The 23,161-nt window shown below is 31.6% G+C and carries 26 protein-coding genes, 1 tRNA gene and 1 pseudogene (1 of these 28 cut by a window edge); 8 read left to right on the plus strand and 20 right to left on the minus strand.

Translation table 11 applies throughout. The annotated features are described in order from the left end of the window. Positions 1–7: 7 nt before the first annotated feature. Positions 8–415 carry a 2-amino-4-hydroxy-6-hydroxymethyldihydropteridine diphosphokinase gene (gene folK / locus KKQ76_RS08540; protein ID WP_246501416.1) on the minus strand — a complete coding sequence of 136 codons (408 nt, stop codon included), beginning with the start codon at positions 413–415 and terminating at the stop codon, positions 8–10. Between the two features lie 45 nt (positions 416–460). On the opposite strand from folK, the gene sppA reads away from it, so the two are divergent. Then, on the plus strand, positions 461–2,212 hold the full coding sequence (sppA, locus tag KKQ76_RS08545) for a signal peptide peptidase SppA (protein ID WP_213196763.1): 1,752 nt from the start codon (positions 461–463) through the stop codon (positions 2,210–2,212). A gap of 83 nt (positions 2,213–2,295) precedes the next feature. Here sppA and ftsY read toward each other — a convergent pair whose 3' ends face one another. The 5 genes from ftsY to lnt all read right to left on the minus strand — a co-directional run bounded on the left by ftsY (position 2,296) and on the right by lnt (position 5,797). Beyond that, positions 2,296–3,249 (minus strand): signal recognition particle-docking protein FtsY, encoded by a 954-nt coding sequence (ftsY, locus tag KKQ76_RS08550; RefSeq protein ID WP_213196764.1) that lies wholly within the window; start codon positions 3,247–3,249, stop codon positions 2,296–2,298. A 195-nt stretch (positions 3,250–3,444) separates the two neighbouring features. Beyond that, positions 3,445–3,597, minus strand: coding sequence for a DUF4295 domain-containing protein (locus KKQ76_RS08555; RefSeq protein ID WP_069797240.1), 153 nt, complete (start codon positions 3,595–3,597; stop codon positions 3,445–3,447). Between the two features lie 19 nt (positions 3,598–3,616). After that, positions 3,617–3,799: a 50S ribosomal protein L33 gene (gene rpmG, locus KKQ76_RS08560; protein WP_039341297.1), complete on the minus strand. Its 183-nt coding sequence runs from the start codon at positions 3,797–3,799 to the stop codon at positions 3,617–3,619. 6 nt (positions 3,800–3,805) lie between these two features. Further along, positions 3,806–4,042, minus strand: coding sequence for a 50S ribosomal protein L28 (gene rpmB / locus KKQ76_RS08565; protein WP_069797241.1), 237 nt, complete (start codon positions 4,040–4,042; stop codon positions 3,806–3,808). 75 nt (positions 4,043–4,117) lie between these two features. Beyond that, positions 4,118–5,797 carry an apolipoprotein N-acyltransferase gene (gene lnt, locus KKQ76_RS08570; RefSeq protein WP_213196765.1) on the minus strand — a complete coding sequence of 560 codons (1,680 nt, stop codon included), beginning with the start codon at positions 5,795–5,797 and terminating at the stop codon, positions 4,118–4,120. Positions 5,798–6,009: 212 nt separating this feature from the next. Here lnt and KKQ76_RS08575 point away from each other — a divergent pair, with 212 nt between their 5' ends. From KKQ76_RS08575 to KKQ76_RS08585, 3 genes are all read left to right on the plus strand, one after another. Beyond that, positions 6,010–8,262 (plus strand): TonB-dependent siderophore receptor, encoded by a 2,253-nt coding sequence (locus tag KKQ76_RS08575; RefSeq protein ID WP_213196766.1) that lies wholly within the window; start codon positions 6,010–6,012, stop codon positions 8,260–8,262. A gap of 88 nt (positions 8,263–8,350) precedes the next feature. Next, positions 8,351–8,857, plus strand: coding sequence for a hypothetical protein (locus KKQ76_RS08580; protein ID WP_213196767.1), 507 nt, complete (start codon positions 8,351–8,353; stop codon positions 8,855–8,857). Positions 8,858–9,120: 263 nt separating this feature from the next. Continuing rightward, positions 9,121–9,666, plus strand: a complete 546-nt coding sequence (locus KKQ76_RS08585; protein ID WP_213196768.1) for a mechanosensitive ion channel family protein — start codon at positions 9,121–9,123, stop codon at positions 9,664–9,666. Here the strand turns inward: KKQ76_RS08585 and abc-f are convergent. From abc-f to KKQ76_RS08655, 14 genes are all read right to left on the minus strand, one after another. Next, positions 9,663–11,600 (minus strand): ribosomal protection-like ABC-F family protein, encoded by a 1,938-nt coding sequence (abc-f, locus tag KKQ76_RS08590; RefSeq protein ID WP_213196769.1) that lies wholly within the window; start codon positions 11,598–11,600, stop codon positions 9,663–9,665. The two genes, KKQ76_RS08585 and abc-f, sit on opposite strands and share 4 nt — an antisense overlap. 120 nt (positions 11,601–11,720) lie before the next feature. After that, the gene (locus KKQ76_RS08595) at positions 11,721–11,960 is read right to left on the minus strand and encodes a hypothetical protein (protein ID WP_213196770.1); all 240 of its coding nucleotides are present in this window, start codon (positions 11,958–11,960) and stop codon (positions 11,721–11,723) included. Positions 11,961–11,997: 37 nt separating this feature from the next. Next, entirely contained in the window at positions 11,998–12,513 is a 516-nt protein-coding gene (locus tag KKQ76_RS08600) for a hypothetical protein (RefSeq protein WP_213196771.1), read from the minus strand. 42 nt (positions 12,514–12,555) lie between these two features. Next, positions 12,556–12,819 (minus strand): GlsB/YeaQ/YmgE family stress response membrane protein, encoded by a 264-nt coding sequence (locus KKQ76_RS08605; protein WP_246501373.1) that lies wholly within the window; start codon positions 12,817–12,819, stop codon positions 12,556–12,558. 47 nt (positions 12,820–12,866) lie between these two features. Continuing rightward, on the minus strand, positions 12,867–13,169 hold the full coding sequence (locus KKQ76_RS08610) for a YtxH domain-containing protein (RefSeq protein ID WP_213196772.1): 303 nt from the start codon (positions 13,167–13,169) through the stop codon (positions 12,867–12,869). Between the two features lie 4 nt (positions 13,170–13,173). Continuing rightward, positions 13,174–13,335, minus strand: a complete 162-nt coding sequence (locus tag KKQ76_RS12815) for a lmo0937 family membrane protein (RefSeq protein ID WP_104794433.1) — start codon at positions 13,333–13,335, stop codon at positions 13,174–13,176. Positions 13,336–13,771: 436 nt separating this feature from the next. After that, positions 13,772–16,801: a PAS domain-containing protein gene (locus KKQ76_RS08620; RefSeq protein ID WP_213196773.1), complete on the minus strand. Its 3,030-nt coding sequence runs from the start codon at positions 16,799–16,801 to the stop codon at positions 13,772–13,774. Positions 16,802–16,807: 6 nt separating this feature from the next. After that, entirely contained in the window at positions 16,808–17,254 is a 447-nt protein-coding gene (locus KKQ76_RS08625; protein ID WP_213196774.1) for a response regulator, read from the minus strand. A 16-nt stretch (positions 17,255–17,270) separates the two neighbouring features. After that, a complete protein-coding gene (locus tag KKQ76_RS08630) occupies positions 17,271–17,828 on the minus strand; it encodes a helix-turn-helix domain-containing protein (RefSeq protein ID WP_213196775.1) in 558 nt (185 codons plus the stop codon). Positions 17,829–18,005: 177 nt separating this feature from the next. Beyond that, positions 18,006–18,569 carry a hypothetical protein gene (locus KKQ76_RS08635; protein ID WP_213196776.1) on the minus strand — a complete coding sequence of 188 codons (564 nt, stop codon included), beginning with the start codon at positions 18,567–18,569 and terminating at the stop codon, positions 18,006–18,008. A gap of 114 nt (positions 18,570–18,683) precedes the next feature. Next, positions 18,684–18,941, minus strand: a complete 258-nt coding sequence (locus KKQ76_RS08640; protein WP_069797254.1) for a hypothetical protein — start codon at positions 18,939–18,941, stop codon at positions 18,684–18,686. Positions 18,942–18,955: 14 nt separating this feature from the next. Further along, entirely contained in the window at positions 18,956–19,216 is a 261-nt protein-coding gene (locus tag KKQ76_RS08645) for a hypothetical protein (protein ID WP_213196777.1), read from the minus strand. A gap of 17 nt (positions 19,217–19,233) precedes the next feature. Next, positions 19,234–19,395, minus strand: coding sequence for a hypothetical protein (locus KKQ76_RS08650; RefSeq protein WP_213196778.1), 162 nt, complete (start codon positions 19,393–19,395; stop codon positions 19,234–19,236). A 137-nt stretch (positions 19,396–19,532) separates the two neighbouring features. Next, positions 19,533–19,603: transfer RNA gene (locus tag KKQ76_RS08655), tRNA-Gln, on the minus strand. 199 nt (positions 19,604–19,802) lie between these two features. On the opposite strand from KKQ76_RS08655, the pseudogene KKQ76_RS08660 reads away from it, so the two are divergent. The 4 genes and pseudogenes from KKQ76_RS08660 to sucC form a co-directional block, all read left to right on the plus strand. Continuing rightward, positions 19,803–21,129: pseudogene (locus tag KKQ76_RS08660) on the plus strand (hydroxymethylglutaryl-CoA reductase, degradative). Positions 21,130–21,143: 14 nt separating this feature from the next. Then, a complete protein-coding gene (locus KKQ76_RS08665; protein WP_213196779.1) occupies positions 21,144–21,803 on the plus strand; it encodes a hypothetical protein in 660 nt (219 codons plus the stop codon). Positions 21,804–21,835: 32 nt separating this feature from the next. Next, the gene (locus tag KKQ76_RS08670) at positions 21,836–22,222 is read left to right on the plus strand and encodes a DUF423 domain-containing protein (protein WP_213196780.1); all 387 of its coding nucleotides are present in this window, start codon (positions 21,836–21,838) and stop codon (positions 22,220–22,222) included. Between the two features lie 113 nt (positions 22,223–22,335). Continuing rightward, positions 22,336–23,161 carry the 5' portion of an ADP-forming succinate--CoA ligase subunit beta gene (gene sucC / locus KKQ76_RS08675; protein ID WP_104794440.1) on the plus strand. It continues 365 nt past the right edge of the window, so 826 of the gene's 1,191 nt are visible here — the first part of the coding sequence; its start codon is at positions 22,336–22,338; its stop codon lies off the right edge, out of view.

Below are 23,161 nucleotides of genomic sequence, written 5' to 3' on the forward strand. Positions count from 1 at the left end.
TGTGTTTTTATTTTATATTCAAACTATCTAGTAGAGCCTTAGAAAATTCCCTTTCACATAAATGCTTATGATGAGGGATTTTCAGTTTCTTAGATTCAAAATTAATATTGTTAAATGTTACAATATCAATATCTATTATCCTATCAATATAACCTCCTACTGCAGATGAATCATGCTCTCTTCCCATCTCTTTTTCCATAGTTTTCACCATAGCAAGGAAACTATAAGGCGAGAGTGTGGTAGTTAAGCCTAATGCAATATTACGAAAAATATTTGTACTTTCAAACTCTACTGCTTTAGTTTCTATCATTTCTGATGTTTTTATAATTTTTCCCAAGCAATTTTCTATTTTTGCAATCGCTAGGTTTAAATTAGCCTCTGTATCCCCTAAATTGCTACCGAGTAACAAAACCACGTAGTGTAACGACATATTAATAAATAATTAAGTTTTTAAAAATTTATGAAAGATTTTATAAAAAATGTATTTGCAAATATAGTAGCCATTCTTTTAATCGGAATAGTTTTATTTGGGTTTATAGTATTGTTTTTTGTTGCAAGTGCGATGAGCAGTGACCAAAAACCTTACGTAGATAGTAATTCTGTTCTTACCCTCAATTTTAACGGAAACGTTATCGATTCTTACACCGAAAAAGAAGAAAGCATTTTCGATTTTGGAAAAAGCAAAGATGTACTGCTATTAGATGTGATCAACGCCATTAACAATGCTAAAAATGATGAAAAAATAAAAGGCATAAGTATAGAAGCTGACAATTTACCAGCAGGAATTACTCAAGTTGATGACATTAGAGCGGCCATCGAAGATTTTAAGAAATCAGGAAAATTCGTGTATGCTTACGGAAATAACATGTCACAAAAATCCTATTATTTAGCTTCAGTAGCAGATAAAATTTACCTCAATCCTGTGGGAATGATAGAACTCAAAGGAATGTCTACAGAAGTAACTTTCTTAAAAGATTTTGCTGCAAAATACGGAATTGGAGTAGATGTCATTAGACACGGAAAATTCAAAGCTGCAGTAGAACCATTTATCAGAAATGACATTTCTCCTGAAAATAAAGAACAACTTTCTACACTTCTTAATGACATTTGGGGAAATATATCTACTAAAATTAAGGTTTCTAGAAAATTAGATGATGCTACTTTCAAAACCGCAGTAGACAGTTTGTATGGTTTTATGCCAGAATTAGTCGTGAAAAATAAATTAGCAGACCAACTTTTACAGAAATCTGAATACGAAAACCTAATTAAAAAACAACTCAAGTTAAAGTCTGACGAAAAAATCAACAGAATTTCTGTAAATAAATACATAAAATCACTAGACGAAGAAGAAAGTAGTGACAACAAAATTGCAGTTCTTTATGCCGCTGGAGAAATTTTCAATGGTGACGAATATCAAAATATTCACTCTGAAAAATATGTAAAATACATCAAAGATTTAGCAGAAGATGATGATATAAAAGCAGTGGTTTTACGTGTAAATTCACCTGGTGGAAGCGGAAATGCTTCAGACGAAATCCTATTTGAATTACAACAACTTAAACTCAAAAAACCGCTAGTAGTTTCTTTCGGTGATTATGCAGCTTCTGGCGGTTATTATATCTCTATGGCTGCTGATAAAATCTATTCTTCACCTAATACTTTAACGGGTTCTATCGGCGTTTTTGGCATGATTATGAATTTTAAAGATTTAGCCAATAGAAACGGAATTCGCTCTGACATTGTTTCTACGAATGCGAATTCGCAAGTTTACTCGCCACTTTCTGGAGCAGCTCCTGGAACTATTCCTATTTTAACCAGAAGCGTGGAAAGCACTTATAAAAGATTTGTATATTTTGTAACTCAAAACAGAAAAAAATCTTTTGAACAGATTGACGCAATTGGCGGTGGTAGAGTTTGGAGCGGAACCAGAGCAAAACAATTAGGTTTAGTAGATGAATTAGGCTCGCTTCAACAAGCAATTAATTATGCTGCTACCAAAGCAAAATTGAAAGACTATTCACTAGACAGTTATCCTAGAAAATCTAGTCCGCTAGAAGAATTCTTCAAACAAACTGAGGAAGATGAAATCGCAGCAAGAGTGATTTCTAAAAAAGTAGGAAAAGAAAACTATGAGCTCTTCCAAAAAATCACCAATCCGAAACTGAATAATGGAGTACAAATGGCACTACCTTATCAAATTACGATTAAATAGCAAAACATTTCCATCCATATTAAAACGAAATCGCCGATTCAGAAATTTTGAAACGGCGATTTTAATTTTATAAAGTATATTTCTTATCTCTTTTTAAAAAAAGAATCTACAAATTCTTCACCATTAAATAATTGCAAATCTTCCATTTTTTCTCCTACTCCAATGTATTTTACAGGAATCTGAAACTGGTCTGAAATCCCAATAACTACACCTCCTTTCGCAGTTCCATCTAGCTTTGTCACTGCAAGAGCGGTAACTTCTGTAGCTGCCGTAAATTGTTTTGCCTGTTCAAAAGCGTTTTGACCAGTAGAACCATCTAAAACCAATAAAACTTCGTGTGGCGCTTCTGGCAAAACCTTCTGCATAACACGTTTAATTTTAGAAAGCTCATTCATCAAGTTGATTTTATTATGCAATCTTCCCGCAGTATCTATAATGACTACATCTGCGTTTTGTGCTACAGCACTTTGAACCGTGTCAAAAGCTACAGAAGCAGGATCAGAACCCATATTTTGCTTTACAATAGGAACTCCTACTCTTTCACTCCAAATCACCAATTGATCTACTGCTGCCGCTCTAAAGGTATCTCCAGCTCCTAAAACCACTTTCAAACCTTGTGACTTAAACTGATTTGCCAATTTGCCAATCGTAGTTGTTTTTCCTACACCATTTACTCCAACTACCATAATTACATATGGCTTTTTGGTTTCGTCAATATTTTTGGTTTGAGAATGCGGATTTTCTAAAAGCAAAGCCGAAATTTCTTCACGAAGAATTTTATCCAATTCAGACGTGTTTACATATTTATCTCTTTCTACTCGCGCTTCTATCCTTTCGATGATTTTTACAGTGGTATTTACACCTACATCAGAAGCAATAAGGACTTCTTCTAGCTCATCTAGAACCTCATCATCTACTTTAGACTTTCCGATTACAGCTCTAGAAATTTTATCAAAAAAACCTTGACTCGATTTTTCTAAACCTTTGTCTAGAGATTCTTTTTCCTCTTTTTTAAATATTTTTTTAAACCAACTCATATATTAGATTTGAGATTTGAGATTTACTCACGAATTTTTTATTATAATTTTGGAGTTCGTGAATGCTCCGCATTTGAGATTTGAGATTTCTAAACCAAATCGTTAAAATTGTTTTTAAAACTTTAGGTTCACAAAGATAACAAAAAAACTACCCAAAAAATTGAGTAGTTTTATATGTTTATACAAGACGTAGAATTATTTTTTTAAATAAGCTTCTACATCGTCTGCATTCATTACTTTTTCTTCGAAAACGTAAGCTCCAGTCTTAGGAGATTTTACCATTTTCACAACTTTGGTCATTTTTTTAGACTGACCTGATTGAAGCGTTGCAACAACTTTCTTTGCCATCTTTTAATATTTTTAAAGATTACTTGATTTCTTTGTGAACTGTATATTTCTTAAGAACCGGATTGTACTTTTTAAGCTCTAATCTTTCCGTAGTGTTCTTTTTATTTTTTGTGGTGATGTATCTAGACATTCCAGCCACACCTGTTTCTTTGTGCTCTGTGCACTCAAGAATTACTTGAACTCTATTTCCTTTCTTAGCCATTTCTTATTATTTTAAAAATCCGTTTCTTGTTGCTCTTTCAATCGCCTCCTCGATACCAATTTTATTGATAACTCTCAAACCATGAGCAGAAACTCTTAATGTTACGCTTTTTTCTTGCTCTGGAAGATAAAATGTCTTCTCTAATAAATTAATTTCAAAACGTCTTTTCGTTTTGTTATTTGCGTGAGAAACGTTGTTTCCTACCATTGCACGCTTACCTGTTATTTGGCAAATTCTTGACATATCTCGATGTTCTTTTTTACTACTATGTATTTTGAGTGTGCAAAATTATAGATATTTTTTTGAACTCACAAATTTTCAAACAAATAAATTTGTAATTTTTTCAAAAAAACTTAATCTAAATTTTGATAAATTATTTTTAGAGGCTATTCTTTCTCCGAAGTGGTAAATAATTAAAAATCCGAGCACAAATATAGCAATTCTTGAGATTAAATCACCTATTTTTGTGTAAATAGATTTTTCTTCGAGCAAATTAGCCTTTACCAATAGCACTGTTCTATCGTCATAAAAGGTGTCTTCTAGAATATCTCCTCTTGCATTGATATGCGCAGAAATTCCGCTATTGGCAGCACGTACAATCTCTCTCCTAGTTTCTATAGCTCTTAGTCTGGCATAAGAAAGCAATTGTTTGTGACCTTCAGTATTATTCCACCAAGAATCATTAGTCATAATCGCGAGAAGATTCGCACCATTTTTCACATAATCGGTTACGTATTCTCCATAAATACTTTCATAACAGATAATAGGAGCCATCTTTGCTTTGTTAAATCTATTGCTGAAAACTTTTCTTTCTTTATCAATTCCAAGAGATGAATTAGCTCCACCGAAATCCAGCATCGCATCTCCCAAAATAGGCTTTAGATATCTAATATATGGGAAGATTTCCACTCCTGGAACCAATTTCGCTTTGTGATAAACCTCCACTTCTTGATTTGGAATAATTTGCAATGCAGAATTATAAGAATTTACCCAAACTCCTTCTTGAATTTTAGTAGAATATTCCTCAGTCTCCGCTTCGTCAAACAAAAATTTATGCGTAGAAGCTCCTGTTAAAAATATAGATTGTGGGTGTTTTCCCAAAAATTCTTTGGCAATTGCAATAGAAGTACTTTTATTAAAACCATTTTCGCTCAAACTTCCGTTCCCGGGAAATGCAGTTTCGGGAGCAATGAAAAAATCTACTTTTGTTTTAGAATTTTCTTCGGCTAAAGTCAATAGCTCTCCTAATATCTGTAAAGAATCTTTACTGTATTTTTCGGTATAAGGATCTAATTTTGGCTGAAGCAAAAGCGTAGTCACTTCTCCTACAGGTTTTTCTTGATAAGAATTGTATTTATAAATAGAAATCAGAAGAGGCAGAACAATAATCGCAACTAAAATAGAAATATTCTTCACCAAATCTTTTCTTATTCTTCCTGCTTGCCAAATTCTCAATGTATAAAAAGCAAAAACATTAATCAGCAAAATCCAAAAACTACCGCCAGTTGCGCCAATCGTGTCGTACCATTGAATCAATTGAGGATATTCTGAAAACGCATTTCCTAGATTAAGCCAAGGCCAAGTAAATTCCCAATTGAGATGAAATCTTTCGAAACTTAACCAAATTGCTACAAAAAATACTAGCCCAAAATAAGTTCCTCTTACTTTCTTATACCAATAATACAGTTGAAAAACCAAACTCATCAATAAAGAATTGACAATAACAGGAATTGCAACTGCCAAAAGAGAGTTATTTCCGTCTGGATTTTTAGCGTGATATAACCAACCTGTAGTTACTACATTCCAAATGAAAAAAGCAAGATAAGTCAAACCAAAAACTGCCCATCCTTTTTTATGAATTTTTGAAAATTTAGAAATTTCTTGCTCCATTAATAATAAGGGAACAAAAGCAAAAAATATAAAAAACGGAATTCCGTAAGTAGGCCAAGAAATAGACAATAATAGTGCTGATATTAATGATAGAAAAATGTATTTCATAAGTAAAACCTATTGGTGAAGGGCAAATTTAAGGTTTTTACATGGGGTAAAAAAGAGAAACATGACAAAAGTCATATTTTATAAATAGCTGAAAATCAATACTAAATAAAATATTTTTATTCTTATTTAAAATTATTCTAAATAAATTTTGTGATTTAAACTTACATTTTTATTTTTGCATCGTTATTTTTAATCATTCTAAATAAATTTAAATGAAAAATCAAATACTTCCCCTTTTATTAGTTGCGGCATCAATTACAGCAAATGCCCAACAAAAAAAAGACAGTTTATATACCAGAACCATAGAAGATGTAAAGCTTCACAAGACAGGAAATCCTAATAATGCTAGAGTTTCTACTATAAAATCTCAGCTAGATGTAATGGAAACTCCACAAGCGATTGCCATCGTAACTCATGAAGTTATAGAACAGCAACAAGCGCAACAACTTTCTGATGTAGTAAAAAATGTAAACGGTGTTTATATTACATCTGCAAGAGGTGCTTCTCAAGACAGTTTTGGAGCGAGAGGTTACACTTTTGGAAACGAAAATGTCTACAAAAACGGAAGTAGAGTAAACTCTGGTATTTTCCCAGAAGTTTCTGGTCTAGAACGTGTAGAAGTTTTAAAAGGTAGTGCTGCAATTCTTTATGGAAACGTAGCTCCTGGCGGAATTGTAAACATGGTGACTAAAAAACCACTTTTTAACTTCGGTGGAAATATCGCTTTAAATTATGGAAGCTGGAACAGTATAAAACCTACCATCGATATTTATGGCGGATTAACCAAAAATTCAGCTTTTAGAGTAAACGGAAGCTATGAAAATAAAGAAAGTTTCAGAGATATTGTACAATCAGAAAAGCACTATTTCAATCCAAGTTTCCTTTATAACATTTCAGATAAAACACAAATCATCATAGAAGCAGATTATCTTAAACATCACTTCACTCCAGATTTTGGTTTAGGCGGGTTAGTATTAAACACAACCACTAATGAATCAAAACTCAACACACTTCTTGGAATCAATAAATTTCCTGGTGCAACTTGGCAAAATCAAACCAATGAAATGCTTACTTCTACAGTAACATTAAATCACGAAATTAATTCTAATTGGAATTTTAATACGGTTGCATTTTTCCAAGATTATACCAGGGATTTTTACGGAACTGAAAGAATTCAGTGGAATTTGCAAACCAATGGAGATTACGTTTGGAAGAGAACTTTAAACAAACAACTTCAGGAACAAAAATACGGAAGCCTTCAGTTTAATTTAAATGGTCAGTTCAATACTGGAAAATTAAACCATAAACTTTTAGTTGGTGCAGATGCTGATTATTTACAAGCAGACACTTATGCTTATCAATTGCAAAAACAAGACGGTACTTTCGCAGATGCAGGAAATAACTTTGTTTATGGAACCAATGGAAATACCAGCAATGGAAACATTTCTTTATCAGATGAAAATACATGGAAATCTGGAGAAATGCTTAATTCAAGACAAAAAGACCTTAACAGAATTCCTACAAGAAGAGTGGGTATTTATGCTCAAGATTTAATTGCTATTACAGATAAATTCAAAGTTCTTGCTGGTCTAAGATGGTCTTACTTAGAAAACAAAAACACCATTGTAGAAAACTATTTGAATAACACTAAAACATATAAAGCAAGTTCAGGAAATCCTAAAGAAAGCGCATTTTCTCCAAGAGTAGGATTAGTTTATCAGATTGATGATAGCTTCAGCACATTTGCAAGTTATAGCAACTCTTTCAATCCTAACTCAGGTAGAGATATTAACAATTTACCATTACCTTCTTCTTTGATTGACCAATATGAAATTGGTTTAAAGAAAAATTTATGGAAAAACACTTTAGCGTTTAATATTACTGCTTATCAAATTGAAAACAGCAATTTAGCACAAACAGCTGCTTTTGATAAAAACGGGAATATAAACGGTGATACGAACATAAAAGAAATGACGGGAGCTACCAGAAGCCGCGGTATAGAATTAGACATTACAGGAAATCCTACACCAAATCTCTCAATCAATGCTGGTTATGCATATAACAATATGGTTTACACAGATACACCAGACTCTGAAGGAAGTTTCGTAGAAGGAGAAAGATTAGTAAAAACACCTGCAAATACTGCGAACGCTTCTATCTTCTATACCTTACCAAAATATGTAAAAGGATTAAAATTAGGATTCACGGCATTCTACACAGGAGAAAGATTGGCTGGTTGGAATAATCTAAAAGACAAAAATGGAAACCCAAAAACCAACAGAATGTACGAAATTGGAGATTATACTACTGTAGATTTCACTATTGGATATCAATTTAAGAAATTCAACATTCAAGGAAGATTAGGAAACATTTTCGATGTGGTAGATTACAATGTACACGAAAATTACTCTGTAAATCCTATCAATCCTAGAAACTTTTACTTAACATTTAATTATAAGTTTTAACCTATCATATCAAATTTAATCAAAAAGTGGAGAACTCGTTTTCCACTTTTACCTTTTAAACTAACTTAATAAACTATACTTTTAGAACATGAAGAGCACAAGAACTACAATGAGACTTTTACACCGCTACATTGGTTATTTTATGGCAGGAATTATGGCAGTTTACGCGATTAGCGGCGTATTATTAATCTACAGAGACACAGATTTCCTTAAAAAAGAAAAGAAAATAGAAAAAAAATTAGAAGCGAATATTCCAACAGATAAATTGGGAAAAGAACTTAAAATCAAAGGTTTCGAAGTGAAAGAACAAAAAGGAAATCTTATCATCTTCAAAGAAGGAACCTATAATGCGAAAACAGGAGAAGCAAAATTTACTAAAAAAGAGCTTCCTTACGTTTTAAAGAAAATGACAGAATTACATAAATCAGATTCTAAACATAAATTTTATTTATTGAATACGATTTTTGGAATTTCATTATTCTTTTTTGTGATCTCATCATTTTGGATGTTTAATCCAAAATCTCAAATTTTCAAAAAAGGAATGATTGCCACTGTAATAGGTTTAGTTTTGGCATTATTTTTGACATTAGCTTAATTATAGAAAAAATATTTTTTTACAAAATTTATTGCGTATTAAATAATAATTTGTAACTTTAAAAAATAAATGATTTTTAATCATAATTCATTGATTAAATACATGTTACATATTAAAAAGTTATTGAAAAATCAACTTAACGTTCGTTAGGTAATTATTAAATAATTAGATATAATCTAAATAAATTAACATTTTTTCATTTGTGTTTTTAGGCGGGATAAAATATTTTATATTTTGTCTCGCCGTTTTTTTATTTTTGAACTATGAAAAATATAGAGGTTATCCAAGAGAAACTTTCCACTTGGTGGAATATTATCGTAAGCTTAGTTCCGAATATCGTTTTGTTAATCGTATTCGTTATTGCATTTTCTTTTTTAAGCAAATACCTCATCAGAATTATCACAAAAATTCTGCACCGCATTTTCCCTGAAAACGCTAACAAAAACACACCTCTTCTTTTGGCCAAATTTGCCAAATATATTCTCTATGCTTTAGGAATTTACATTGCCTTAGAAATTATGCATCTAGGCAGTTTTATGGTGAAATTTATCGGCAGTTTAGGAATTGCCGGTGTAATTGCTGGAGTTGCATTAAAAGATGTAGTTTCTGGAATTTTCGCAGGAGCAGCTGTAAATTTTGAAAAAACTTTTCAAATTGGAGATTTAGTAACCATCAGTAATATCAAAGGAACTGTAGAAGACATCAGTATGCTCACTACCAAACTGAGAACAGAAAACGGCGAAACCGTCTATGTTCCCAATCAGTTAATTTTCAACACTCCTTTTATCAATCACAGTAAAAAATCTTAGCCCAGTTTCTCTGCTACATCTTCCCATTCTTGCATGGTAGCAGCTAATTCGTCTTGCAAATCTTGATATTTTTTCAGTTCTGCATCAGAAGGATTAGACTTCGCAAAAATACTTTCTAGTTGAGCGATTTCTTTTTCGTAGTCTGCAATTTTTTCTTCAATTTTTTTGAGTTTATTTTGAAGATTCTTTTGTTCTTTGCTTACGAAAGCATTAGCATTTTGCTGAGATTTCGCATCGTTAGTAGCGGCTTCTTTCTTTTCTTCTGCTTTTATTTCTGCTTCCTGACTTAATTTAGATTTTTCTGCAGAAATTTCTCTTAGAGATTCTTTTTGGCGATATTCTAGATATTCATTAATATTTCCTAAAAACTCTTTCATACTGCCATCTCTGAACTCGAAAATTTTATCACACAATCCTTGTAAAAATTCTCTGTCGTGAGAAATCACAATAATCGTTCCTTCAAATTTCTGCAGCGCCAACTTGATAATTTCCTTCGATTGAATATCTAAGTGGTTCGTAGGTTCGTCCATAATCAAAGTATTGAAAGGACGAAGCAACAATTTACAAAGTGCTAATCTGTTTCTTTCGCCTCCAGAAAGCACTTTTGTTTTTTTGGTTACATCTTCACCAGAGAAAAGGAAACTTCCCAGTAAATCACGAACTTTGGTTCTGGTTTCTTCAGTCGCAGCATCTTCTGCTTCTTGTAAAACTGTTTTTTCGGGACTTAGAACTTCTTCTTGGTTCTGCGCAAAATATCCTATGTTTACATTATGTCCAAGATTCCATTCACCTGAATAATCTTTGATTTCACCTGCTAAAATTTTTGCTAAAGTGGTTTTTCCTTGTCCGTTTTGTCCGAGAAGTGCAATTCTGTCACCACGCTGAACAAAGAAATCTACATGGTCAAAAACCTGATGATTCCCGTATTTTTTGCCTAAGTTTTGCGCTTCGAAAATCACTTTTCCTGGCACTACACTTTGTACAAAACGAATATTAAACTTAGAAACGTCTTCATTCTCTACTTCAATTCTCTCAATTTTTTCTAATTTTTTAATGAGAGATTGTGCGAAAGAAGCCTTAGAAGCAGAAGCACGGAAGCGATTGATATTATCTTCCATTTGTTTAATTTCTGTATCTTGGTTTTTCTTCGCTTGAATCAGTTTTTCTTTTCTGTCTTTTCTAAGTTCTAGATATTTGGTGTAATTGGCTTTATAATCGTCAACTTTCTTATTATTAATATCAAAAGTTCTGTTACAAACCGAAGTCATAAACTGCTTATCGTGACTTACCAAAACAATAGCTCCGTTATAATCTTTCAAAAAATTTTCTAACCAGATGATAGATTCCATATCCAAGTGATTGGTAGGTTCATCCAGAAGCAAAAGGTCATTATTCTGAAGTAATAATTTAGCGAGTTCTATTCTCATTCTCCATCCTCCAGAAAACTCATCGGTAAGTCTGTGAAAATCTGCAGCTTTGAAACCAAGACCTAATAAAACTTTTTCTATATCTCCTTCCAAATTATACGCATCATGATGATGAAGATAATCATTAAGATCTGTCATTTTATGGATTAAATCATGATAAGCATCTGATTCATAATCAGTTCTAGTTGCTAATTGGTGATTTACCTCTTCCAATTCTTTTTTCCAAGCATTAATTTGCTCGAAAGCTTGAAGTGTTTCATTCCAAACGGTTCTTCCTTTTACAAAATCTAAATCTTGTTTTAAAAACCCAATGGTAATATTACCATCTGGAACAATATTTCCTTCGTAGAAGTTAATATCGCCGGAAATCATTTTGAGAAGTGTAGATTTTCCTGCACCATTTTTCCCTACCAAACCTATCTTATCATCTTTTTTGATGGTAAAATTTACATCTCTAAAAAGATAATTTCCCGAATGATGAAGACCAAGACCTTGAACTGAAAGCATAATGAATTGTTATTTTTTGAGATTGCAAAAATAACGCTTTAAAAATAAAAAAAACTGCACCTTATAAAAAGATACAGTTTTTTTTGGTTAAAAAGAGAAATATAAATGATGATAAAAAAATTATTTACTATTTCCTCCTCTTGCAACTAATGCAATTAGAATGATGAGAACTAGAGCGCCAATTACCCAAACTAATGGATTCTGCATCCAGTTTCCAGACATATCCGTACCTTTATTCATGTCTACGTCTACGTCTAATTGTGCTGCTTTTTCTTGCGCCCAAACTAATCCTCCGATTAGAGTAGCCATTACAGCCATTGCAAAAGTTTGCAATCTTCTAGCGATGTTAGATCTTTCCATAATTTTATGTTTTTATGTTTATTTTGGTGTTTTTAAATTATAGTTCTACTGGGATATTCATATGAACTACAGAAGCCATATTTTTTCCTTTGTATTTAGCAGGAACAAATCCTTGATTGAGGTCATAAATCGCTAAAATAGTTGCTAAGTTCAGAGATTCATTATTTCCTGAAGCTTTCACGTCTGAAATTTTACCGGTTTCTGTTACCAAGAAAGTTACATGTGTATATTGAGTACCAGAACCTGTAACTGCGTTCTTATCAATTTTAGCATTTACAGCATCGATAAAATCTTGTTTACTTTGTCCGAAACTTGGTCTTTCTGTTCCTGGTAAAAGGGGAACTTGTGAATACGGAGCTACATTTTCTTGAGCTTTAATTGCTTTGATTTTCGCTTGCATTTTAGAAGGCTCATCCTCTGGAGCTTTTACTAAAAACGCTACATTATTTTCGTCTTGAGCGATATAAGCTCTGTGAAATTTTGAAATATTTACTCCCTGTGAAAACACGAGTGAGAATGCACCAATAGATAGTGCGGTTGCTAACTTTTTCATAATTTATTGTTTTTGTGTTTATGTGATGTGTGTGAGTTTGGCTTATGCCTTTCTAGAAAGTGCATTATAAGCGTAGAGTACGATAATGGCTCCTACTACAGACATGGCTAAGCTATAAAAGCTAAAAACATCATTTGTTACGTCTGCTCCGAAGAAAATTCTTCCTAAAAAGCCTCCTAATACGCTACCTACGATACCAATGATAATGGTAGTAATCCAACCAGCTGCGTCATTTCCTGGTTTTAAAAATCTTGCGATTGCTCCAGCGATTAAGCCGAAAATAATCCATGCGATAATATTGATCATAATTTTGTGATTTAGTGTTAATATTTATTTGGTGTGTGTTTGTGTGTTTATCTAAGAGCATCTAGTTCTGTATCTACTTCCTTAGTCACGCTCTTTGCAGAAGATAAAATCTGCTCTTTGTTTGCTTGTACTTTTTCTGAAATTTGGTTTGAAATCGTATTGTATTTGCTTTTTGCCTTTTCAGAAAGTTGATTCATCGTTTCTTTGGTTTTAGACTGAGCATTTTTTGCTTGTGTTCTCAGTTTTGCTCTGGTGTCTTTTCCTTTTGCTGGTGCAAATAAAATTCCTGCTACTGCGCCTACTGCTGTTGCGCCTAATACTCCTAATGTTCTTTTTGCTGTGGTGTTCATAATTTTACTGTTTATTGTTAATATCGTCTTTTATAATTTCATAAATCATAATACAAAGCGCCAAGACAAATAATATGTTAATTAATATACTTGTTTCGAAGAAGAAAAATCCAATTGCCCATATTATTATTAACAATGTTACTGTAAAGTAGGTAAATTTATTCATAACTTAAATTCGTTTATATCATCTCTTTAATCTGCAAATTTTTAAAAATTACCTATTTTTCTCGTTACATCATTTTAATGCTTTGTTATATAATTGCTACTTCTCTGTTTCAATGAAGATTAAAATTTGTTATTTCATTTTAACAACACAAAGATTTAAAATTTTGATTTACAATTTATTACATCATTTTAATTAAAATTTTTAGAATTTTAAGATGTTATAAAATTTCAATTTTTTAATCTTTTTTTAAAAAAGCAGAAGTAAAAATATTGTAGAATAAAATGAGCAACTTTTCTGAAGAATTTTCTTCGCTTTCTACATGACAAAGATGTGACAATTGCCCAGCAATCTCATTACAAAAAATTGGCTTATTGTTATAGAATTTGCATAAAAAAACACGCTCAAAAAGCGCGTTTTAATATGTAATAATTTCAATCTAAACTTCTGGCAAATAGACGGTAAATATGGCTCCTTCATTTGGTTTTCCTTCGGCGAAGATGAAGCCTTTGTGATTATCTACAATTTTTTTGCAAATAGCTAAACCAATTCCAGTTCCTGCGATTTCGTCTTTATTGTGTAATCTGCTGAAAAGCTCAAATATTCTATCCGAATATTCTGGTGAAAAACCAATTCCGTTATCTGTAAAAGTAAACTTGTGGAAAATTCTCTTCGCAGTGAAAGTTACATTTCCTACTTTTTCAAAAGATGCTTTTTCGTAATCTATTCTGATTTCTGGAGCAACGTCTGGCTTAGAATATTTAATAGAATTCCCTAATAAATTGATAAACAACTGCTGAATCTGGAAAGGAATCACTTTCATTTTCGGAAGATGAGCGGTATGAATCACTGCTTTTTTCTCTTCTATAGGTTCTGCAATTTCGTGTTTTGCATTTTCCAGCAAATCATTAAGGTCTGCTTTTTCGAAAACTTGTTCAGATTTATTGGTTCTAGAGAACTGTAGTAAATCTTTGATGAGCAATCTCATTCTTCCAGCCGCAACTTTTATTCTGTCGAAGTACTGTTGACCAGTTTCCGTGAGATTTTGGTAATCTTTGGCTTCCAACCTCGAGATAAACGTTTCAATTTTTCTTAACGGCTCTTGCAAATCATGACTGGCAACATAGTTGAATGCCTGTAATTCTTTGTTAGACGCTTCCAGTTCTCTATTTTTTTGATTAGTTTCTATATTTTTATTGACTTCTTCAGTAATATCTTGCGTAATCATTAGATAATAGAACCCTTCATCTGAATCTTCAATCGGCTTATTAGAAACTCTAATGTATCTTATTTCGCCAGTATCTTTTTTTACAATTCTATGTTCGTAAGGTTTTGCGTTTTTATCTTTATTCTGTAATTTTTTTAGATTTTCTAATACATACTCTAAATCTTCTGGATATACATACGGAATGAAATTATCTACTTTAGGATCAAAATTTTCTTTTTCCACTCCAAAAAGTCTGAAAATATTATCCGAAAACTCAAACTCAGTTTTGTCTACATTCCATTTCCAGAAGCCATATTTCCCGATAATTTCTGCCTCTTTGCTGCTCTCATTGTAATATTTAAGTTCTTCGAAAGCTTTTTGAAGAGTATGACTTCTTTTAACTTCTTCTGAAATATTAACTACAACTCCTGCCAGAAATTTATTTCCATTAGAATCATAAGTAGGTGTTCCTACTCCTTTTACATGAAGAATTTCTCCTGAAGGTCTTAAAATTCTATAAGTAAATGCTGGAAGATTTTCTTCTTCTTCCATTTTTGCCATTACACTTTTAAAATATTGTAAATCTTCTGGATGTACATAGTTATAATAGTTATCTAAATTAGACTCAAAAGATTTTGGTTCCGCTCCTAATAATTTATATAAATTGTCAGAAAAATACCAAGTGTTTTCTTTAATATTCCAACTCCAATTGCCATATCCACCAATTTCTTCACCAAATTTCAAAGCTTTATTAGAAAGTAACATTTCGTTATTGATTTTTTCGAGTTCTTTATTTCTCTCTAAAATGGTGTTCTGTGCTTTGAAAATTTCGGTGACATCTAAAGAAATAATGAGTACGTATTCTTCATTATTGTCATCTCTTATGTGTTTATTGTTAATCGACAGATATTTGATTTCTTGATTATCTGCTCTAATAATTCTGATGATATATGGATAAAAAGATTTATTTTCTGCCATTTCATCCAGCTTAGCATCTACCATTGCTTTATCATCTGGATGCACTTGTTTAAATAAATCAGAAAACTCTGGCTTATCTTTAGGATCTAGACCAAATAAGCGGTAATTATTATCAGAAAATATAAATCTATTATCTTTTACAAACCATTGCGCAGTACCGTAATTACCTGCAATTTCTGCTTCTTTATTGGTTTCATTGGCCAAGAAAAGAGTTCTATTTTTCTTTTCTAATTCTATATTTTTTTCTGAAATATTTTTTTGATTTTCTATCTCTTCTGTTACATCGCTGGTAATTCCTAATAAGATTTTTTCGTTTCTAAGATTTTTTATCATTTTACCAGAAGCACGCAGATATCTTACCTCACCATCGTTTCTAATGATTCTGTATGTGAATGGTGATAAGGTTTCATGATTAATCATATCGGACACAATTCCTTGTACGTAATACAAGTCTTCAGGATGAATTCTATTCATAAATCCTTCATAATTATCTTCTAAAGAATTAGGCTCATAACCTAAAAGACGATATTCATTTTCGGAAAAAGTATATTTTTTGGTTTCTACATTAAGTTGCCATGTTCCGTAATTACCGATTTGTTCGGCAAGATTTGCGGTTTCATTTGCAAGAATTAATTTTTCATTATTAATATTAGCTTCATTTAAATCTCTATTGATTTTAATAATGGCAAGAATTAAGAGAACAATTGTAACAAAGAAGGTCAATAAATTCACGAGTGGTGTGTATTTATTGACTTGATCACTTTTTAAAGACCTCGTTTCTAGAAGATGAGTCTCAGATTGTCTTAGATTTCTAATAATGGCAGAAATTTCATCCATCACCACTTTTCCTCTGTAGATATTATCCGTAACTTTCTCATTATCTTTAAAATCAAAGTTAGGATCTAAAACTTCGTCTACTACTTTCAGTTTTTTTTCTATTAAAGATTCTAATTTTTTAGTCGTTTGAAAATGGTAAGGATTATCCGAAGTTATTTCTCTGAGTTGTTCTAGATTTTGTTTAATTTCTAATTTATCAAACTCAATTTGACGGAGTAATTTTTTGTCATGAGTCAATAAATAGTTTCTTCTGTCTATTTCTACATTTTTAATTTTAGTAAAAACATGCTCTATTTTTATCAGAACACGATAGGTGTGTTCTACAATTTCATTAGAATCATGCAATGCTCTAATATGTTTGTAAGAAACCGAAGAAATAAAAAGTATAATTGCTATGGTAATCGCAAAAATAATTTTAAGAAAAAGAGGTCTGTTCGTAAATTTCATATAAAATTACATTCTCAGTAAAAAATTATCTTTATTAAGACCAGAAGTATGGTATTGCCAATTAATCGCCACTACATCTGATAAAACTTTTTTAAGGGTATCAAAATCATTTGGCTTTTTGATGTAAATATTCGCGCCACTTACGAAAGTTTCTTCTATATGCTCTTCTGAAGATGAGGTAGAATAAATAGCAATGGCAATGTCATCAAATTTTTTATTGGATTTTATTTCGTGGAGACATTCTATCCCATTCTTTTTAGGCATATTCAAGTCTAGGAAAAGTACTTGTGGTAAAACCGCATCGTCTGAATTAAGATAATTCATGAGTTCTACTCCATCATTATAAGTTTGAACTTTGGTATTGATTTTCAGTTCAGAAAAAGCATCGGTGAAGAATAATCTGTCATCTTCGTCGTCATCTGCTAAGATGATGTGAATGTAATCTGTGTGCATAGTTTTTTATTTAGATTTATTTTTGATTCGCAATTTCTCTACGTTTGGTAATAATTCTCTGGAACTGAGATGGTGTAATTCCTGTAATATTTTTGAACTGTGTACTTAAATGTGCTACACTGCTGTAATTTAATCGATAAGCCACTTCAGTTAAAGTAAGATTGTCTTTAATGATTAAATTTTTGGCATGTTCTATTTTCTGCATCATGATGTAGTTCTCTATAGAACTAAACGTAACTTCTGAAAATAAATTGGACAGATAACCATAACTATGATTAAGTTTATCGGTAAGATAAACAGAAGCTTTTACATTAATAGGCTCTTCAGAATGAACCATTTCTAAGATGGCTTCTTTAATTTTTTCAATCAAAACGGTCTTTTGATTTTCGATGATGGTAATGCCGTACTCTTCTAATTCTGCACGGAATTCTTTCATCTTTTCGGCAGAAATTTTTTCTAAAAATTCTACTTCACCAAAAGCGACTACTCTATATTTAGCACCTAATTGGTCTAATTTTTCTTCTAATACTTTTTTACAAACTGCGTTATAGTCGAATTTTGTAAATATTTTCATTGTGTTATTATTTAGTTTATAAAGTTAGTAAAAAAAGTAAGCTCTCATTGTTTTTGTCTAAAATCTTAAAAAACTCTCACAAATAACAAATAAATCCGTACTTGTGAGAGTTAACTAAATAATAAACTATATGAAGAGAAAACTACTTTTTTTAACTGTTAGTTTTTGTAGATGAAATTATTCACCTAAAGGAATATTATAAGCAACACCTAAACCTAGAGAAGCTGCATTAAAATCTTGTCCTGGTAAGTCTCCTTTAGAACCTGTGAATACTTTGGTATATTGTAACGCTACATTCCAATGTCTGTTATGCCATCCTAATTCTGGTTTTAGATAAAAACCACCATCAGGTCTTGCAACAGGAGCATTAGCTGTTACGTTTTCATCACCAGTGATAAATGCATATCCTAAATCTGTTCCGAAATAAAATCCTGTTTGTTTAGGATAAACTCTGATTAAACCCGCTACTGGAACTACTCCGAAATCATTATTTTCGATTCCATCATTGTCTTTTCCGAAGAAGTGATTATAACCTGTAGCAATCCCTAATCCAAATCCTGGAGTTACCAAATGTTGATAAGCAACATCTAAACCTAAATTTGCAGAAGCATTGGTAGATGGAGCAGCTATTCCTACATTTCCTCCAATTTTTAGCATGTTTGTCATTTCTGCACTTTGTGCGCTTAATAAACCTGCTGATAAAATTCCTATTCCTAAAATAGCTTTTTTTACGTTTTTCATAATTTTAAATTTTTTGTGTTAAGTTTTATATTGTTTTTATGTTATTGCAAAGTTGCACAGAACTGAAATCTTTTGTTTTATATGATTTTCTGAAACTGTTACAGAATTTTATTTTTATTCACTTACGATAGATTTCAAAAAATAAGTAGTTATAATAGACGTTACAATTCCACTGAAAAGAAGTGTTCCGTCAAATAAATCTGTAAATAGATTTTTATCTAAAACATAAGCGCTTATTCCACTAGCGAGAAATGCTACTAAAAATGAGAATAAGATAACTTTTACAATATTCAGTTTAGTTCTACTTTCATGGAAGGTTTCTATAGAATATCCAATAAAAATGGCTGCGAGTATTAATAATAAAATGTTCATGACTTTCAAATTTTTTAAATTACGTTAACTAAATAATTATTGTTCACATCTTTTCTTATTTTTAAAGAAAAGCCCTTTTGTAATTCATCATAAATCATAGAGCAATGATCTACGAGATTTTCAAATTCCTCATCAAAAGCTTCAGAAGCGAAAACCAATTGTTTCATATTGCTTTCGTCTAGTTCTAATCTTCTGTTCTGGTAAGACAATTCAGAAATACCAAAACTTCTATGAAGCTTTATAAAATAATCTTCTATGTGTTTTAAATTATTCATAGTTTAGTTTTTTGGTGTTAGATAATTTTATGTAAGATTTTCTTAGATTCAATAATTAATGCCATGATAATAAAATCTGCAGTTAAATATTGTGCAGATAGTTGAACATATTCATTTTGTAAAATAGAATTCACTATTTTGTATCCAGAAGTAGTTGCACTATGTATTATCGTTGTCATTTTCTTAATCTTTGATGTTTACATTGCAAAGATTCAACAATAACATTAACAGTGTATTATAGAATTTTTTTGGAATTTTATAGAATTTTTAGAAACAAAAAAACCTCCTGAAAAATCAGAAGGTTTCTTAATAAGTGTAGACTCACAGGGATTCGAACCCCGACAGACGGTACCAAAAACCGTAGTGCTACCGTTACACCATGAGTCTATACCGTTTTTGGTGGTGCAAATTTAATACAAATTTTTCTATTTGCAATAGCTAAAACAAAAAAAATTACAAAAAATCTCTATTTACTTGAATTTCAAACTGTTTTTTTTTATCACATACTATCATTATTATTTGTAAAAACACTACTCTAGTCTTCTTCATCAAATTTTGTATCTTTGGAAGGTAAAAAAACAATTCTATGAATCATAAACCAATTGAAGGCTTTTCTAAACTTTCGAAACAACACAAAATTGATTGGTTAATAAACGAATATTTACAAGGAAACCAAGAATACCAACAAATTCTTCAGCAATATTGGAACGATAATCCAGACTTACAAAAACTTCACGAAGAATTCTCAGAAAATACCATTACCAACTTTTACATGCCTTACGGAATTGCGCCCAATTTTCTCATTGATGGAAAATTGATGGCTTTACCAATGGCTGTAGAAGAAAGTTCTGTAGTTGCGGCAGCGTCTAAATCTGCAAAATTCTGGTTAGAAAGAGGCGGTTTCAAAACCACGATTATTAACACCGAGAAATTAGGACACACACACTTTATCTTCAAAGTAGAAGCGCATAAATTATTGCATTTTTTCAATTTTACTTTAAAGAAAAAACTCTTTGAAGCTACAGAAGACATTACCGCAAACATGAGAAAGCGTGGTGGTGGAATTTTATATTAAACTCATAGACAAAACTTCGGAATTAGCAGATTATTATCAACTCAAGGCTAGTTTCAACACGGTAGATTCTATGGGTGCTAATTTCATCAATTCTTGTCTAGAACAGTTCGGAAAAACGTTAAAAGAAGAAGTAGCTCAATCTGATGCTTTCTCAGAAGATGAGAAAAACTCGCTTCAGATTGTGATGAATATTCTGTCTAACTTCACTCCAGATTGTATCGTAAGAGCAGAAGTTTCTTGTAAAATTGATGATTTAAAAGATGACAGTGGAATTTCTAACGAAGAATTCGCTTGGAAATTTAAACAAGCGGTAACCATTGCAGAAATAGAACCATACAGAGCAACAACGCACAATAAAGGTGTGATGAACGGTATAGATGCTGTAGTAATCGCTACAGGAAATGATTTCCGTGCTACAGAAGCTTGTGCGCATGCTTATGCAAGTAAAGATGGCAAATACAAATCTCTTACGCATTGTACTACAGACAACGGAATTTTCAGATTTTGGATAGATTTACCGATTTCTGTTGGTGTAGTTGGTGGTTTAACCAATCTTCATCCTTTAGTGAAATTTTCTTTAGCATTACTTGGAAAACCATCAGCTCAAGAATTGATGAGTATTTTGGCGGTTTCTGGTTTAGCACAAAATTTTGCTGCTCTTCGTTCTTTGGTAACTACAGGAATCCAAAAAGGACATATGAAAATGCATTTGTTCAATATCTTAAATCAATTTGGCGCTACAGAAGAGGAAAAACAATATTTTGTCAACTATTTTAAAGATAAAACCGTAAGTCACCACGAAGTGATTTCAGAATTGGAAAAATTGAGAAGTAAATGAATCCAAATTATAAAATGAATTACAAAAAATATCTTATTGGCTTTGCAACTCTTTTTTTTGCAACATCATTCGCTCAAAATACAAGGTTTACGTTAGATGTAAAAGTAAATAAAATTTATTCTGAGATAAAAAATAATTGTGGTAAAGACATTGAGCTATTGAATTCTAAATATCAAGAAATCGCAAAAGAATCATCGGATAAAAATTTATCTCAAAAAGATTATGAAGAATATTTAAAACAGTTTGAAGTGTTGAAAAATTCATATACTGATTGTATAAGCAAAAATCAACTATTCAAAATTGAAAAATTAAGAGCTTTATTGGCAAAAGTTGCGGAAGAAAATAAGAAACAATATACACCACCTAAAAATACTCTTTTACCAATTCCTGAAACTTTCTCGGAAGATGTATTAAGAAAAAAATTATATGATTTGTTAGCGGGAGACCCTCTCTTCGAAAATCTAGAAAATACTCTACGATTGGAATTGACATTTATTTTAGATGAAGACGGACAAACCAAAGATGCTATTGTTACTGGAACTGATAATGAAGAAATTAAGTTATACACTGTTTTAAAATTCTACTCAATTTCAGACATATATAAACCTTTAGAATCTAATGGGAGAACCGTAAAAAGAAGATATAGATTGCCTCTTACTTTTCTTGGTTTATAATAAGACAATTAAATATAACTTTAAATTATAAAATGAAAACATTAACATTAATAATAGGCGCAATTTATGGATTAACTTCTGTAATTTTAGGAGCATTCGGTGCGCATGCTTTAAAGAAAGTTCTTTCTGTAGAAAGATTGACCAGTTTTGAAACCGGTGTAAAATACCAAATGTATCATGCTTTACTCCTTCTCCTCATAGGATTTTTCTTAAAATTTGAAACAGGAATAGAAAAAACTACCGCTTGGTTCATTATTTTGGGAACGTTTCTATTCTCAGTGAGCATTTATTTCTTGAGTTTTCAAGACGTTTTAAAGACGAATCTTAAATATTTAGGACCTATCACTCCAATTGGTGGTTTGTTTATGATTTTAGGTTGGGCTTTATTAATCTATGTTTTCGCCAAGACTAAGTTTTAAAATAAATTATCATTAAAAATTAGGCAAAAAACTTGATGGGTTTTCCTTTCTACTTGCCTCTTTTTTTATATTTTTGTGAAAACTAACTTTTAAATAAAAATTTTAGAAATATTATGAATCTTCACGAGTATCAATCAAAAGAGATTTTAGCTTCTTACGGCGTTAGAATCCAACGTGGTTTTGTAGCAAACAACGTAGAGGAAGCTGTAGAAGCAGCTGATAAATTAAAAGAATTAACCGGAAGCGAAGGTTGGGTAGTAAAAGCTCAAGTTCACGCTGGTGGTAGAGGTAAAGGTGGCGGTGTAAAATTTTCACCAAATTATGACAAACTAAAAGAAAATGCTCAGAACATCATTGGGATGAGATTAGTTACCCCTCAAACTTCAGCAGAAGGCAAATTGGTAAACTCTGTTTTGGTTGCAGAAGATGTATATTATCCAGGCGAAACTGAAACTAAAGAATTTTATGTTTCTATACTTTTAGATAGAGCTTTAGGTAAAAATACTGTGGTTTATTCTACCGAAGGTGGTATGGATATTGAGCACGTAGCAGAAGTTACTCCTCATTTAATTCACAAAGAAGTAATCGACCCTACCTTAGGTTTACAAGGTTTCCAAGCTAGAAAAATCGCTTTCAACTTAGGTTTATCAGGTGAGTCTTTTAAAGAATTCGTAAAATTCATTGATGCACTTTACAAAGCTTATGTAGGAATTGACGCTTCATTATTCGAAATCAACCCAGTTCTTAAAACTTCAGACAATAAAATTGTAGCGGTAGATGCTAAAGTAACTTTAGATGACAACTCATTATTCCGTCACAAAGATTTAGCTGCATTAAGAGATACTAGAGAAGAAGATCCTATGGATGTAGAAGCTGGCGAAGCGGGTCTTAATTTCGTAAAATTAGACGGTAATGTAGCTTGTATGGTAAACGGAGCTG

The sequence above is a fragment of the Cloacibacterium caeni genome (assembly GCF_907163105.1).
In the GTDB taxonomy this organism is placed as follows: Bacteria; Bacteroidota; Bacteroidia; order Flavobacteriales; family Weeksellaceae; genus Cloacibacterium; species Cloacibacterium caeni_A.